Source organism: Arthrobacter vasquezii (assembly GCF_029455255.1).
In the GTDB taxonomy this organism is placed as follows: domain Bacteria; phylum Actinomycetota; class Actinomycetes; order Actinomycetales; family Micrococcaceae; genus Arthrobacter_D; species Arthrobacter_D parietis.
Map to the genome: position 1 here is coordinate 1 of NZ_JAROKN010000074.1, position 12,169 is coordinate 12,169.

The window sequence follows — 12,169 nt, forward strand, 5'->3', positions numbered from 1 at the left end:
CCATCATCTACCGGTTCTGGCCCGTCTTCTCAACAGCCGCTCCGTACCCCACGAGGTTGGGTTCCCGCTTGGCCGGCGGCGCGTCGTCGTCGTTTGTGTCCGCTGAGGCGTCCGGAGAATTGGTGGAGGGTCCGCCGGAACCCGGCACGTCGAAGGACACGATCGGCGAGCCGACCTCCACAACCGTTCCGGGCTGCTCGTGCAGCTTCGCCACAACGCCCGCGTACGGCGACGGCAGTTCCACGACCGCTTTCGCGGTTTCAACGTCCGCGATGACCTGGTTCAGCTCCACGGTGTCGCCCACCGCTACATGCCAGGCGACGATCTCCGATTCAGTCAGGCCTTCGCCGAGGTCGGGCAGTCGGAATTCCTTGATCACCGGTGACACTATCCTTCCAGTCCACTGCGGGAGCTAAGGGAGTTTGACCGGCCCAGGGCGCGGTCAACTCCATCGAGTATGCGGTCCAGATCCGGTAGATGATGGAACTCAAGCTTGGAGTAGGGGTACGGGATGTCGAATCCCGTCACGCGGACCGGTGCGTGCTCCAGGTGGTAGAAGCAACGCTCGGTGATGCTCGCCGCAATTTCGGCGCCGAGGCCGCCAGACTGAGCGGCTTCATGCGTAATGACCAGGCGTCCGGTTTTCCGCACCGACTTCTCCACGGTCGCGAAATCGATCGGCGCAAGGGACCGCAGGTCAATCACCTCAACCGAGACGCCGTCGTCGGAGGCTGCAATGGCGGCGTTCTGTGCCGTCGGCACCAGAGGCCCGTAGGTGACGAGCGTGACGTCGCTGCCCTCGGTAACCACTTTCGCGTCATTCATGCTGGTGGCGCCCAGGTCCACGCCCTCGTCCACCTCACCCTTCACGTGATAGCGGCGCTTCGGTTCGAAGTAGAGCACAGGGTCATCGCTCGCAATGGCCTGCTGGATCATCACAAAAGCATCCTGGGGGTTGGAGACGCTCACCACCCGCAGCCCGGACGTGTGGGTGAAGTACGCTTCCGGGGACTCCGAGTGGTGCTCCGGGGATCCGATACCGCCGCCGAACGGCACCCGGATGGTCAGCGGCACCTTGACTGCACCCTGGGTCCGGTAGTGCAGCTTGGCAACCTGGCACACGATCTGGTCGAACGCCGGGTAGATGAAGCCATCGAACTGGATTTCGACGACGGGACGGTAGCCGCGGTAGGCCAGGCCGACTGCCGTGCCCATGATGCCGGACTCCGCGAGCGGCGTATCGAGGACGCGGTGGGACCCGAAGTCCTTCTGCAGGCCGTCGGTGATGCGGAAAACGCCGCCCAACTTTCCGATGTCCTCGCCCATCAGGACAACCTTCGGGTCATTTTCCATGGCCCTGCGAAGGCCTGCGTTGATGGCACGGCCGAATGTCATGGTGGACATCAGCGGCTCACCTCCCTGGAGGAGTTGGATGCAGCGGTATCTGCGTCGGCGGAATCAAAGTACTTCAGATACTGCTCATAGGAGTCCTGCTGGCGATCGAGCCATGAATTCGGCTCGCTGTAGACGTGCTTGAAGACGTCAAGGACCTGCGGCTCCGGCATAGAGATGCAGCCCTCGCGAAGCCGGGCGGCGACGTCGTCGGCGGTGGCCTTGACGGAATCCGCCACCTCCGCGGACAGCAGTCCGCGTGCGTCCAGAAGCGCGGCCAGGCGTGCGATGGGATCCTTCGCGGCCCAGTCCTCAAGCTCGTTCGCGTCCCGGTAGCGGGTGGGGTCATCGGCCGTGGTGTGCGGGCCCATCCGGTAGGTCACCGCCTCGATGAAGGTGGGACCGCCGCCGGTCCGGGCGCGATCGAGCGCCTCACGGGTAACGGCGAGGCACGCGAGCACATCGTTGCCGTCCACGCGGACGGAGGGGATGCCGAATCCGGGCGCGCGGTGGGCGATGGGCACGTGTGCCTGCAACCCGACCGGCTCGGAGATGGCCCACTGGTTGTTCTGGCAGAAGAAGATGACGGGCGCCTGGTAGCTGGCGGCAAAGACCATTGCCTCGTTGACATCGCCCTGGCTCGTGGCGCCGTCTCCGAAGTAGGTGACCGCAACGGAATCCGCACCGTCCGCCAGGACACCCATGGCGTATCCGGTGGCGTGCAGGGTCTGCGCGCCGATGATGACCTGCGGCGGAGCCATGTTGATGGCGTAGGGATCCCAGCCGGCGGAGGCGTTGCCCCGCCAGACGCGCAGGAGATCCGTGAGGTCCACGCCGCGGCAGTAGGCAACGCCGTTCTCGCGGTAGCTGGAGAAAACGAAGTCATCTTCGCGCAGAGCGCGGCCGGATCCGATCTGCGCCGCTTCCTGTCCCAGCAACGGCGGCCAGAGCGCAAGCTCACCCTGGCGCTGGAGAGCCGTGGCTTCGGCGTCGATCCGGCGGATGACGATCATGTCCTCGTACAGGGCCTGCAGAGCGGCGTCGTCGACGTCGGAGACCCAGCGGTCATACGCGGCGTTGCTTCGGCGTTCGCCATTGGGCGCAATGAGCTGGACCAGCTCATCCTGCGTGGCATCCGCATCGTTGTTCAGAGGCACGTTCACTCATCCTTCTTCTTACCGGCTTCGGCGTTTGTACACCGGTCAACCGCAGCCTCCGACGCCGATCCGTGGGTGTTCGGCGGGCCGAGGGCGCCGTTGCCCGAGGTTTAGTGTGACGATACTCACGCAAGCCACACAGCACAACCGAACATGGAATGACTGAGCATTGTGCTCGATTTGCTGCCTTCGCGCCGTGCTACCGTTGCGCACTATGCAGCCCCTTGATGCCACTGACACGCGGCTCCTTCTCGCACTGGCGCGGGACTCCCGGCGGACCGTCGTCGCCCTCGCCCAGAAGCTGGGGCTCTCGCGCAATACCGTCCAGGCACGGATGACCCGGCTGGAGAAGAATTCGACGTTCCTGTCCTTTGAACGGCGGATCAATCCGGCAGCGCTCGGCTACCCGCTCACCGCGTTCATCAATGTCCACGTGGACCAGCGGAAACTCGGCTCCATCACCGGCCAGCTCGCCGGTATCCCCGAGGTCCTCGAGGCGCACGGGCTGACCGGGCAGGCGGACATCCTGGTCCGCGTGGTGTCAGTGGACGCCGAAGACCTCTTCCGGATCAATGGAAAGATCCTGGCCTGCGACGGAGTGGAACGCTGCGATACCTCCCTCGCCATGCACGAGTTGATCCCTTACCGCATGGAGCCCCTGCTGGAGCGCGGTTCCGCGGAGTAACCTCTTCCATTCCTGATCCGAACAGCAGAACCATCCAAAGTGAGCACTGATCCGAATGGTGTGCAGAGCTCCACCAGGGAGCGCACATCACACGAAAGGCATCACCATGGGAACCTCCCCCAACCGGCTACTCGCAACCGTCTTCGGAGCCGTCTACCTGCTCGTCGGAATCCTCGGCTTCTTCGTTACCGCCGGAGTCGGCTTCTTCGCCACTGAGGGCAACACGCTCATCATCTTCGAGGTCAACCCGCTCCACAACATCATCCACCTGGCCATCGGCGCAGCACTGCTGCTTGCCGGCCTCAACTCGGTGAGCGCCGCCAAGGGCGTCAACACCACCGTGGGTGCGGTCTACCTCCTGGTGGGCATCCTCGGGCTCTTCCTGGTCGGCACCTCGCTGAACATCATTGCCCTCAACGGTGCCGACAACGTTCTGCACCTCGCGAGCGCCGTCCTCCTGCTGGGCGTAGGCCTGTCACAGGACAAGAACGTGCGCACCTCCAGCACCCACGCACACACCGCGTAGTCCGGACGTCGCTTTGATGAACAGTGCTGCGGTTGAGGAGCGGGCCCTGCCCGCTTTTCAACCGCGCGCCGACGCGGAGCAGGGCACCACGGGTGAACTGCTCCGCCTGCTGGCCGGATTCACTGCCCTCGGCTCAGGCCTGACCTTCTTTGCCCTCGCAGCCGACGCCCTGCTGGCTGCCGGCGGCATCCTGAATGTTGTGGTGGGAATGCTCACCGGGCTGTGGGCGGCCGCACTGACCCTGTGGGGAATTCTGGCGCTGCGCGGAACGCCCGGGCGGATCCGGGTTCCTGCCCTGCTGGCAGTAGTGGTGCCCGCCGTTCTTCCCGGTGCTGCCGCCGTCGTGCTGGGTGTTCTGGTGTGGGGTGCGCTGCTCGCGCCGGCCGGAAGCAGGAACTTCGACCTCACGCTTGCCTCCGCACTGGCGCTCGTCCTCCTGCAGCTCGGTTGCCGCGGCGCCCTGCACCGGCGGGCAGACCGTTCAGCTGCCGGCGCGAAGCTCTCCCCCGGCAGGCTTCTCACCGGGCTCTTCCTCTCTGCCGTCCTGGTTGCCGGAATTACGACGCCGGGACTCGCCGCATCAACGGCCGGTGACAATGCGGTGCCGCACGGCGAGCACGGCCTGGTTCCCGCGCCGGCGGAGCATCCCGGTCACTGAACAAGCGAGTTCATGAACAGGCAAGTTCGCGAAGATGACAGAAGGGGCCGGAATCGACATGATTCCGGCCCCTGCTGCGTCTAGTTGGGACTAGTGGTTGGTCGCCTTTTCCGCGCCTACCCCTGTCAGCGAGCGGACCTCCATCTCCGCCTGCTTCTGCGCATCCTCAGTCCGCTTGGCCAGCACGGTGCCGAGCCAGCCCAGGAAGAACGCCAGCGGGATCGAGACGATGCCCGGATTGCTGAGCGGGAACCAGGAGAAGTCAGCCGTCTGGATCATCGACTTCTCCCCGCCGGAGACCACCGGCGAGAACGCGATCAGGATGATTGCGGTGAGCAGGCCGCCGTACATGCTCCACAGCGCGCCCTGGGTGTTGAACTTCTTCCAGAACAGCGAGTAGATGATGGTTGGCAGGTTGGCGCTCGCCGCCACGGCGAAGGCCAGCGCGACGAGGAACGCAACGTTCTGTCCCTGCGCACCTATTCCGCCGACAATCGACAGCACACCGATAACGACGACGGTGCGGCGCGCCACCTTCACCTCACCGTCCGGATCCACCTTGCCCCGGCGAACCACGTTCGCGTAGATGTCATGCGCGAAGGATGCGGCGGCGGTAATGGTAAGTCCCGCAACCACCGCGAGGATGGTGGCGAAGGCAACTGCGGAGATGATTCCCAGCAGGAATGGCCCGCCGAGTTCGAACGCCAGGAGCGGTGCGGCCGAGTTGACGCCGCCGGGTGCATTGTTGATCCGGTCAGCGCCGATGAGGGCTCCGGCTCCGTAGCCGAGAACCAGCGTGAACAGGTAGAACGCTCCGATGAGCCAGATCGCCCACACCACTGAGCGGCGGGCTTCCTTGGCTGTGGGAACGGTGTAGAAGCGCATGAGAACGTGCGGCAGGGCCGCGGTTCCCAGGACGAGCGCCAGGGCCAGGGACACGAAGTCCAGGCGGGTGGTGCCCGAGGCGCCGTACTGCAGCCCCGGGCCGGTGATGGCAGGGTTGCCGGAGGTCTCGATGGCGGCACCGAGCAGGGTCGAGAGGTTGAAGTCGTGCAGGGCGAGCACCCAGATGGTCATCACGAATGCGCCCGCGATGAGCAGGCAGGCCTTGATGATCTGGACCCAGGTGGTGCCTTTCATGCCGCCGATCAGCACGTACAGGATCATGAGCCCGCCAACCACGGTGATGACGAGGGACTGTCCCAGCCGATCGTCGATGCCGAGGAGCAGGGACACCAGGGCGCCGGCTCCGGCCATCTGCGCCAGGAGGTAGAAGAAGCAGACAGCGAGCGTGGTGATGGCCGCTGCTATCCGTACGGGACGCTGCTGCAGCCGGAAGGACAGGACGTCCGCCATCGTGAACTTTCCCGTGTTGCGGAGCAGTTCCGCGACGAGGAGCAGTGCCACCAGCCAGGCGACGAGGAAGCCGATCGAGTACAGGAATCCGTCATAGCCGTTGATCGCAATGGCGCCCACGATGCCGAGGAAGGACGCGGCGGACAGGTAGTCCCCGGCAATAGCCGTTCCGTTCTGCGGGCCGGTGAAGGATCGTCCGGCAGCGTAGTAGTCCGCCGCCGTCTTGTTGTTGCGGCTCGCGCGCAGCACGATCACCAGGGTGATTGCCACGAAAATGCCGAAAATGGTGATGTTCAGCCAGGGCTCGCCGACCTGCGTCGTCTCAACGGTCTGCAGCGGCAGGTACTGCCTCATTTGGTTCCTCCCTCTGGGGCATTGAATACCTCAGGTGCGGCGTCTTCGAGGTCGTTGCGCAGTTCCTCGGCGATAGGATCGAGTCTCCTGTTGGCGTAGCTGACGTACCACATGGTGATCCCGAAGGTGCTGACAAACTGCAGCAGCCCGAGGAGCAGTCCGATGTTGACGTTCCCCCATACGGGCGTGGACATGAATTCGTGTGCGTAGTCAGCGAGCAGCACGTACAGGAAGTACCACAGCAGGAATGCTGCTGCCATGGGAAAAACGAAGCTGCGGTGGCGCTTCCTCAATTCCTGAAATTGCGGCCGCTGCTGGACTTCCGTGAAGTCCACGGGCGCCGACGGCGGTGCGCCGGGTGCGGATGGGTCGTGGCCCATTGATACCTCCTCGTTAGGCTCCCACGCAGGATCAGTACCGCACTGGACGGCAGGGAACGAGGGAGTGTGACTCCCATCACTGTTGGTCACATCGTGTGAGGGCGCCAGCACCTTGGGCAGGCACATCGCCCAACGCGCGTCGGCCTGCGATAAACGGTGCGCGCCTGCGCCGAACGGCTCACGGCCACTGCGCCAGACGATTCAAGGCCACCATGCCGAACGGTTCAGGGCATGGCAGGGTTCACGGCTACTCTTGACCCATGCTGAGCCCCGCCGTCGACGCCGCGCTGGTCGGCGCCGTCGTTCTCGTCACCCTCGCGGTGGTGGCGGTCCTCGGCTTCAGGTTCTCCCGTTCCTACCGTGACCTCGGTTCCGACGCGGACCGCGCCACCTACGCGACGCTGCACACCGTTGCGCTGGCCTCTGAGCACCTGAGGACCGGCCTGACGCCCGGCGGAGCGTCGAAGGCGGCACGGCACCTGCGGGGCCTGCTGCGCAGCCAGGCTCTCCTGGTGACGGACCTGAACGGCGTCCTGGCGTGGGATGGCACCTCCGCCGAACCCGCTGAGGTGATGACCGTTGTGCAGGAGGTCCTCTCCAGCGGGCGGACGCAGATCTTCAAGAGGCTCCGGCTGGGGCCGGTGACCGGAGGAGAGGAAGGACTTGCCGAGGCAGTTCTGGCACCGATCCGGGTAAACGGCCGGGTGGTGGGAACGGTGGGAGCCTTCGCACCGACAGTCAGCGCAGGGCTCGTCCGCGCGACGAATGAGGTCGGCGCCTGGGTGGCCACCCAGGTGGAGCTTGCGGAGCTGGATTCCTCGCGCACCCAACTGATGGAGGCCGAGGTCCGTGCGCTCCGGGCGCAGATCAGCCCGCACTTCATCTACAACTCCCTGAACGCCATCGCGTCCTTCATCAATACGGACCCACAGCGGGCGCGGGAGCTCGTCGTCGAGTTCGCGGACTTCACGCGCTACTCCTTCCGCCGCCACGGCGACTTCACCACCGTCGCGGAGGAGCTGAGGTCCATCGACCGCTACCTGCTGCTGGAGCGGGCGCGTTTCGGTGACCGGCTCCGCGTCAGCCTCCAGATCGGTCCGGAGGTGCTCAGCACCGTGATCCCCTTCCTCAGCCTCCAGCCGCTGGTGGAGAACGCCGTCCGCCACGGCCTCGACTCAAAGGACGGGACAGGCAACATCACCATCACAGCGCACGACGCCGGCGCCTACGCGGTGGTCACCGTCGAGGACGACGGCGTGGGGATGGATCCCGATCGCCTGCGCGCCGTCCTTGCCGGGCACGTCGACGGAGTCCACGTGGGGCTGCGGAACGTCGATTCCAGGCTGCGTCAGGTGTACGGTGACGCCCATGGGCTGATCATCGATACCGCACCCGGCGCCGGCACCCTGATCACGCTGCGCGTTCCGAAATCCCAGCCCGCCCACCAGACCTGAGGGTTGCCCTGCGTCCCGTGGCGCGGACGCCTGATCGACCGCGTAACCTAAGGAGCATGGTCAACGTGGTCATCGTGGACGATGAACTCCCGGCGCTCGCCGAACTCGGCTTCCTGCTCTCCAAGGACGCCCGCATCGACGCAATCCATCAGGCGTCCAGCGGCGCCGAGGCTCTCCGGATCCTGCAAAGCCACCCGATAGATGCACTGTTCCTCGACATCCACATGCCGTCCCTCTCAGGGCTGGACATCGCCAGGGTCATCTCGCGCTTCAGCCGGCCTCCCGCCGTCGTCTTCGTCACGGCGGACGAGGACCGGGCGCTGGAGGCGTTCGAACTTCGCGCCGTCGATTATTTGCTCAAGCCGGTGCGCACGGAAAGGCTGACCGAGTCCGTCCGGCGGATCTGCGAGCTGATGGAGGACGGCGCAGCCACCCCGGACGTCATCACCGTGGATCAGGGCGGCATCAGCAGGATGATCCGGCGCGACGAGATCCGCTACGTGCAGGCGCAGGGCGACTACGCCCGGCTGCATACGGCCGAGGCGAGCTACCTCATCCGCATTCCACTCAACGACCTTGAACGGCAATGGGCCGATGCCGGTTTCCTGCGGACGCACCGCTCCTACCTCGTGGCCATGGATCAGGTGACCCAGGTCAAGCTCGGGTCGGGCAGGGCAAGTGTCCTCGTGGGCGAGGCGGAACTGCCCGTCAGCCGGCGGCACCTGTCCCAGATCCGCGGCAAGCTGGAAGCCACCCGCCTGAGGCCGGGACAGTAACGAACGTGACAGAGCCTGAGGACCGCCCGGCCCGGGTTCGGGTCACCGCGCCGCACTCCGCCGCCGGGCCCGCCGGAACCTTTCCCGTCTCGCGGGAGATGGCTGAACAGTCCGACGTCGGCGAGCTGTTTGTGCGTTCACTCATCCGATCCCAGCTGCGCCTCGCCGTGGTGGTCGCCTCCGGTTTCCTTGTGATTCTGGTGGGCATCCCCATCCTGTTCAGCATCTTCCCGGCCGTCACAACGTGGACCGTCGCAACCGTGCCCGTTCCCTGGCTCCTGCTCGGCCTGGGCATCTACCCGCTCGTGATTGGCTGCGCCGTCCTGTATGTGCGAAGCGCCGGACGCATTGAGCAGCGCTTCCGGGACCTGGTGGACGACCGGTGACATTCCCTGAGCTGAACCCTGTGGTCGGTTACGTGTCACTGGTGATGGTCGCGGTCTCCACCGTCCTGATCGGCATCTATGGACTCCGGATCTCCCGGACCACCGGTGACTTCTACGTGGCCTCGCGTACGGTGCGACCCTGGTGGAACGCCTCGGCGATCGGGGGCGAATACCTCTCAGCAGCCAGCTTCCTCGGCGTGGCCGGCCTGATCCTGCTCTCCGGGGTGGATGCGCTGTGGTTCCCCATCGGTTACACGGCCGGTTACCTCATGCTCCTGCTGTTCGTGGCCGCTCCCCTGCGGCGCTCCGGCGCCTACACCATTCCTGATTTCGCTGAAGCCCGCCTCGAGTCCCGCAATGTCCGCCGGATCACCAGCCTCCTCGTCATCGCCGTCGGCTGGCTCTACATCGTGCCGCAGCTGCACGGCGCCGCCCTTACCGTGCGGATCACTACCGGGCTGCCGTCGTGGGTAGGTTCCGTCGCCGTCGTCGTGGTTGTCTGCCTCAGCGTCATTACCGGCGGCATGCGGTCCATCACCTTTGTCCAGGCCTTCCAGTACTGGCTGAAGCTGACTGCGCTTGCCGTCCCCATTGTCTTCATCCTGGTTCAGCTGACCGGCACCGGTGAATCGATCACGAACGACGGCGCGGTCTTCGCACCGGAACTCAACACCACCGCCGATGCCACCCTGTACCAGAACATCTCGCTGGTCATCGCCCTGCTCTTCGGTACCTTGGGACTGCCCCACGTGCTGGTGCGTTTCTATACGAACCCGGACGGCGCTTCCGCCCGCCGGACAACCCTGCTGGTGCTGGGGCTGCTCTCCGTGTTCTACCTCTTCCCGACGCTGTATGGACTGCTGGGACGGATCCACACTCCGGATCTGGCGGTCCGCGGCGCGGCCGATGCCACCGTGCTGCTGCTCCCGAGCCGCATTTTCGACGGCGTTGGCGGAGACATCCTGTCGGCATTCGTCACGGCGGGTGCATTCGCCGCATTCCTCTCGACCACCAGCGGTCTTGTGGTCTCGCTGGCCGGCGTGGTGAGTCAGGACTTCTTCCGTGCCAGCGTTTCCGGGTTCCGATGGGCGGCGATTGTCTCGGCGCTCATACCGCTGGGGTTTGCCCTGCTGACGGACACCCTTGCCCTGGCCGGCAGCGTGAGCATGGTTTTTGCCTTCACTGCCTCCACGATTTGCCCGCTGCTGGTGCTCGGCATCTGGTGGCGGGGGCTCACGGATGCAGGAGCCATCGCGGGCATGGTTTCCGGGGCGGTTCTGTGCGGCGGATCGATCCTGATAGCTGCGGGCCTGGGTATGGATCAGGCCCCGCAGTGGCTCCAGCTGCCCGCGCTCTGGACGGTCCCTGCCGCGTTTGCGGTCACCATCACGGTGTCGCGGCTGACCGCAAACCGCCGGCCGGTGAACACAGCACGGGTGCTTGCGCGGCTGCATACGCCTGAGGCTGTGTGACGGTACTGGTACGTGCCCGGAAGCTAGTCGATGGCCGCCATGAGTTCAACCACGCGGTCCAGGAAGGCATCCACCTGGGTCTCCTCGTACCCGTCCTGGCCGATAGCTTCACGGAAAACGGCCCGGCGAACTACATCGACGCTGAGCGGCATGTCCCTCTCGAAGTACCCGAGCAGCTCGTTGCAGAGGGCATCTACGTCCTCGATGTCATAGCTGGTCGTGTTCTTCCGGGAAGGACGCCGGAACCGCTCCCCCGGCGGCCTGTGCAGCCTGCTCCTCAGGACGGCGGACGTGCGCCCGATCTGCATCAGCCACGCCTGTTCGCCGCTCGCCGCGATCAGGGTGTCCCGCTCCCGCTGGGCAAAGACGTCTTCCAGCCGGTCCAGTGCGGCATCGACCGCGCGTGGTTCATATCCGCCCCGGGCAGGATCAAAGGCGGTGGTGCGGACTTCGGCACTGGTCACAGGCTCACCGTCGGTGCCGTCCGAGTTGTAGAAGGTGCGTGCACGGGTCAGGAACCTGTCGACCTGCTTTGCCCTATAGCCGTATTCACGGCGGCCGACACGGGCGAACGGCGAACTGCCGTTGCGTGCTCCATCCATAGTTGTGCGTTTCACTTTCTTTGCAACGGCTTCGGTGCAACGGCGCAGTCACGACGCGCCGTCGTCAAGTTCTATAGGGTCCCGGGTACCAATGTAACGGACAGCAGGAACGCAACCGGCGAAGCAAAAACAATCGAGTCAAGCCGGTCCATCACGCCGCCGTGTCCAGGCAGAATGCTGCTCATGTCCTTGACTCCGAGTTCCCGCTTGATCATGGACTCGGCGAGGTCTCCGGCGGTAGCCGCGGCGACAACGGCGACCGCCAGGCAGATACCGACCCACCAGGGCCTGTCCAACAGGAAAACCACTGCAAGTACGCCGACAACCATTGCTCCGCCGATCGACCCGCCAAAGCCTTCCCAGGACTTCTTCGGGCTGATCCGGGGTGCCATGGCGTGCTTGCCGAAGAACGCCCCCACCAGGTAGCCGAAGGTGTCATTGGCAACCACGAGCAGCAGCAGGGTTGCCACCTTGATCGGTCCCGAAGGCTCCTGCAGCAGCAGCATTGCGAAACTCAGGAGGAACGGTACCCAGAGGAGGACGAAGGTTCCCGCCATGATGCTCCGCGCGGCGTCGGGCGCAGGGTCGAGGCTGCGCCACAGCGCGATCGCGGTCACGGACACCACTGTGGCGAATGCCAACGCCTCAGGGCCGCCGAGGTAGGCGGCGAAAGGCAGCGCCACACCGGCAGCCAGCGCCGGAACGGTGGGAACCTTGATTTGGCGCACCTCAAGCGCCCTGCCGACTTCCCAGACGCCGACAACGCCGATCATCGTGGTCAGCGCCACGAACGCAAGGGGAAGGAACAGCATGCCGACCAGCAGCGAGACCAGCAGCGCAAGCCCGACCCCGATGGCCGCGGGAAGGTTCCGCCCTGCCCGTGAGGGCTCGCCGGACTTGGCACGCGGCGGACGGCGCTTGAACATGCTTTTGCTCTGGGGTGCCCCTTCGCGCAGTGCACGCCTGCCGGA

13 protein-coding genes and 1 pseudogene are annotated in these 12,169 nt (G+C 65.3%); 7 read left to right on the forward strand and 7 right to left on the reverse strand.

All coding sequences use genetic code 11. The features are described 5' to 3' along the window. Positions 1-151 precede the first annotated feature (151 nt). The 3 genes and pseudogenes from P4U43_RS18125 to pdhA all read right to left on the reverse strand — a co-directional run. Positions 152-379: pseudogene (locus tag P4U43_RS18125) on the reverse strand (biotin/lipoyl-containing protein); the annotation flags it as partial. 8 nt (positions 380-387) lie between these two features. Further along, entirely contained in the window at positions 388-1,404 is a 1,017-nt protein-coding gene (locus P4U43_RS16320; RefSeq protein WP_277359676.1) for an alpha-ketoacid dehydrogenase subunit beta, read from the reverse strand. Beyond that, entirely contained in the window at positions 1,404-2,549 is a 1,146-nt protein-coding gene (gene pdhA, locus P4U43_RS16325; RefSeq protein ID WP_277359677.1) for a pyruvate dehydrogenase (acetyl-transferring) E1 component subunit alpha, read from the reverse strand. The genes P4U43_RS16320 and pdhA overlap by 1 nt, the downstream gene beginning before the upstream one ends. A 214-nt stretch (positions 2,550-2,763) precedes the next feature. Between pdhA and P4U43_RS16330 the strand changes: the two genes are divergently transcribed. The 3 genes from P4U43_RS16330 (at position 2,764) to P4U43_RS16340 (ending at position 4,418) form a co-directional block, all read left to right on the forward strand. Beyond that, a complete protein-coding gene (locus P4U43_RS16330) occupies positions 2,764-3,234 on the forward strand; it encodes an Lrp/AsnC family transcriptional regulator (RefSeq protein ID WP_056549215.1) in 471 nt (156 codons plus the stop codon). A 106-nt stretch (positions 3,235-3,340) separates the two neighbouring features. Then, on the forward strand, positions 3,341-3,760 hold the full coding sequence (locus P4U43_RS16335) for a DUF4383 domain-containing protein (RefSeq protein ID WP_056548542.1): 420 nt from the start codon (positions 3,341-3,343) through the stop codon (positions 3,758-3,760). Positions 3,761-3,776: 16 nt separating this feature from the next. Next, on the forward strand, positions 3,777-4,418 hold the full coding sequence (locus P4U43_RS16340; RefSeq protein ID WP_277359678.1) for a hypothetical protein: 642 nt from the start codon (positions 3,777-3,779) through the stop codon (positions 4,416-4,418). A 90-nt stretch (positions 4,419-4,508) separates the two neighbouring features. Here the strand turns inward: P4U43_RS16340 and P4U43_RS16345 are convergent, their stop codons facing one another. Continuing rightward, complete coding sequence (locus P4U43_RS16345; protein ID WP_277359679.1) at positions 4,509-6,128, reverse strand: solute symporter family protein; 1,620 nt, start codon at positions 6,126-6,128, stop codon at positions 4,509-4,511. Beyond that, positions 6,125-6,508: a DUF485 domain-containing protein gene (locus P4U43_RS16350; protein WP_277359680.1), complete on the reverse strand. Its 384-nt coding sequence runs from the start codon at positions 6,506-6,508 to the stop codon at positions 6,125-6,127. Before P4U43_RS16350 ends, P4U43_RS16345 begins: the two co-directional genes overlap by 4 nt. A 260-nt stretch (positions 6,509-6,768) precedes the next feature. Here P4U43_RS16350 and P4U43_RS16355 point away from each other — a divergent pair, with 260 nt between their 5' ends. Genes P4U43_RS16355 through P4U43_RS16370 form a run of 4 tightly spaced genes read left to right on the forward strand, consistent with a single transcriptional unit; the run spans position 6,769 to position 10,596 of the window. Next, the gene (locus tag P4U43_RS16355; RefSeq protein WP_277359681.1) at positions 6,769-7,962 is read left to right on the forward strand and encodes a sensor histidine kinase; all 1,194 of its coding nucleotides are present in this window, start codon (positions 6,769-6,771) and stop codon (positions 7,960-7,962) included. Between the two features lie 56 nt (positions 7,963-8,018). Continuing rightward, positions 8,019-8,738 carry a LytR/AlgR family response regulator transcription factor gene (locus P4U43_RS16360; protein ID WP_056548551.1) on the forward strand — a complete coding sequence of 240 codons (720 nt, stop codon included), beginning with the start codon at positions 8,019-8,021 and terminating at the stop codon, positions 8,736-8,738. A 5-nt stretch (positions 8,739-8,743) separates the two neighbouring features. After that, complete coding sequence (locus P4U43_RS16365; protein WP_318533045.1) at positions 8,744-9,124, forward strand: DUF485 domain-containing protein; 381 nt, start codon at positions 8,744-8,746, stop codon at positions 9,122-9,124. Positions 9,125-9,135: 11 nt separating this feature from the next. After that, positions 9,136-10,596 carry a sodium/solute symporter gene (locus tag P4U43_RS16370; protein ID WP_277359683.1) on the forward strand — a complete coding sequence of 487 codons (1,461 nt, stop codon included), beginning with the start codon at positions 9,136-9,138 and terminating at the stop codon, positions 10,594-10,596. Between the two features lie 23 nt (positions 10,597-10,619). Here P4U43_RS16370 and P4U43_RS16375 read toward each other — a convergent pair whose 3' ends face one another. Beyond that, positions 10,620-11,198, reverse strand: coding sequence for a DivIVA domain-containing protein (locus tag P4U43_RS16375; protein ID WP_277359684.1), 579 nt, complete (start codon positions 11,196-11,198; stop codon positions 10,620-10,622). 71 nt (positions 11,199-11,269) lie between these two features. Then, positions 11,270-12,124 carry a phosphatidate cytidylyltransferase gene (locus P4U43_RS16380; RefSeq protein WP_056549219.1) on the reverse strand — a complete coding sequence of 285 codons (855 nt, stop codon included), beginning with the start codon at positions 12,122-12,124 and terminating at the stop codon, positions 11,270-11,272. Positions 12,125-12,169: the final 45 nt, after the last annotated feature.

What these genes read in the sequence shown, in the direction of transcription:
- P4U43_RS16345 (WP_277359679.1), bottom strand. Translation starts at nt 6,128, where the DNA reads ATGAGGCAGTACCTGCCGCTGCAGACCGTTGAGACGACGCAGGTCGGC.
- P4U43_RS16320 (WP_277359676.1), bottom strand. Translation starts at nt 1,404, where the DNA reads ATGTCCACCATGACATTCGGCCGTGCCATCAACGCAGGCCTTCGCAGG.
- P4U43_RS16350 (WP_277359680.1), bottom strand. Translation starts at nt 6,508, where the DNA reads ATGGGCCACGACCCATCCGCACCCGGCGCACCGCCGTCGGCGCCCGTG.
- P4U43_RS16330 (WP_056549215.1), top strand. Translation starts at nt 2,764, where the DNA reads ATGCAGCCCCTTGATGCCACTGACACGCGGCTCCTTCTCGCACTGGCG.
- P4U43_RS16355 (WP_277359681.1), top strand. Translation starts at nt 6,769, where the DNA reads ATGCTGAGCCCCGCCGTCGACGCCGCGCTGGTCGGCGCCGTCGTTCTC.
- P4U43_RS16340 (WP_277359678.1), top strand. Translation starts at nt 3,777, where the DNA reads ATGAACAGTGCTGCGGTTGAGGAGCGGGCCCTGCCCGCTTTTCAACCG.
- P4U43_RS16375 (WP_277359684.1), bottom strand. Translation starts at nt 11,198, where the DNA reads ATGGATGGAGCACGCAACGGCAGTTCGCCGTTCGCCCGTGTCGGCCGC.
- P4U43_RS16360 (WP_056548551.1), top strand. Translation starts at nt 8,019, where the DNA reads ATGGTCAACGTGGTCATCGTGGACGATGAACTCCCGGCGCTCGCCGAA.
- P4U43_RS16380 (WP_056549219.1), bottom strand. Translation starts at nt 12,124, where the DNA reads ATGTTCAAGCGCCGTCCGCCGCGTGCCAAGTCCGGCGAGCCCTCACGG.
- P4U43_RS16335 (WP_056548542.1), top strand. Translation starts at nt 3,341, where the DNA reads ATGGGAACCTCCCCCAACCGGCTACTCGCAACCGTCTTCGGAGCCGTC.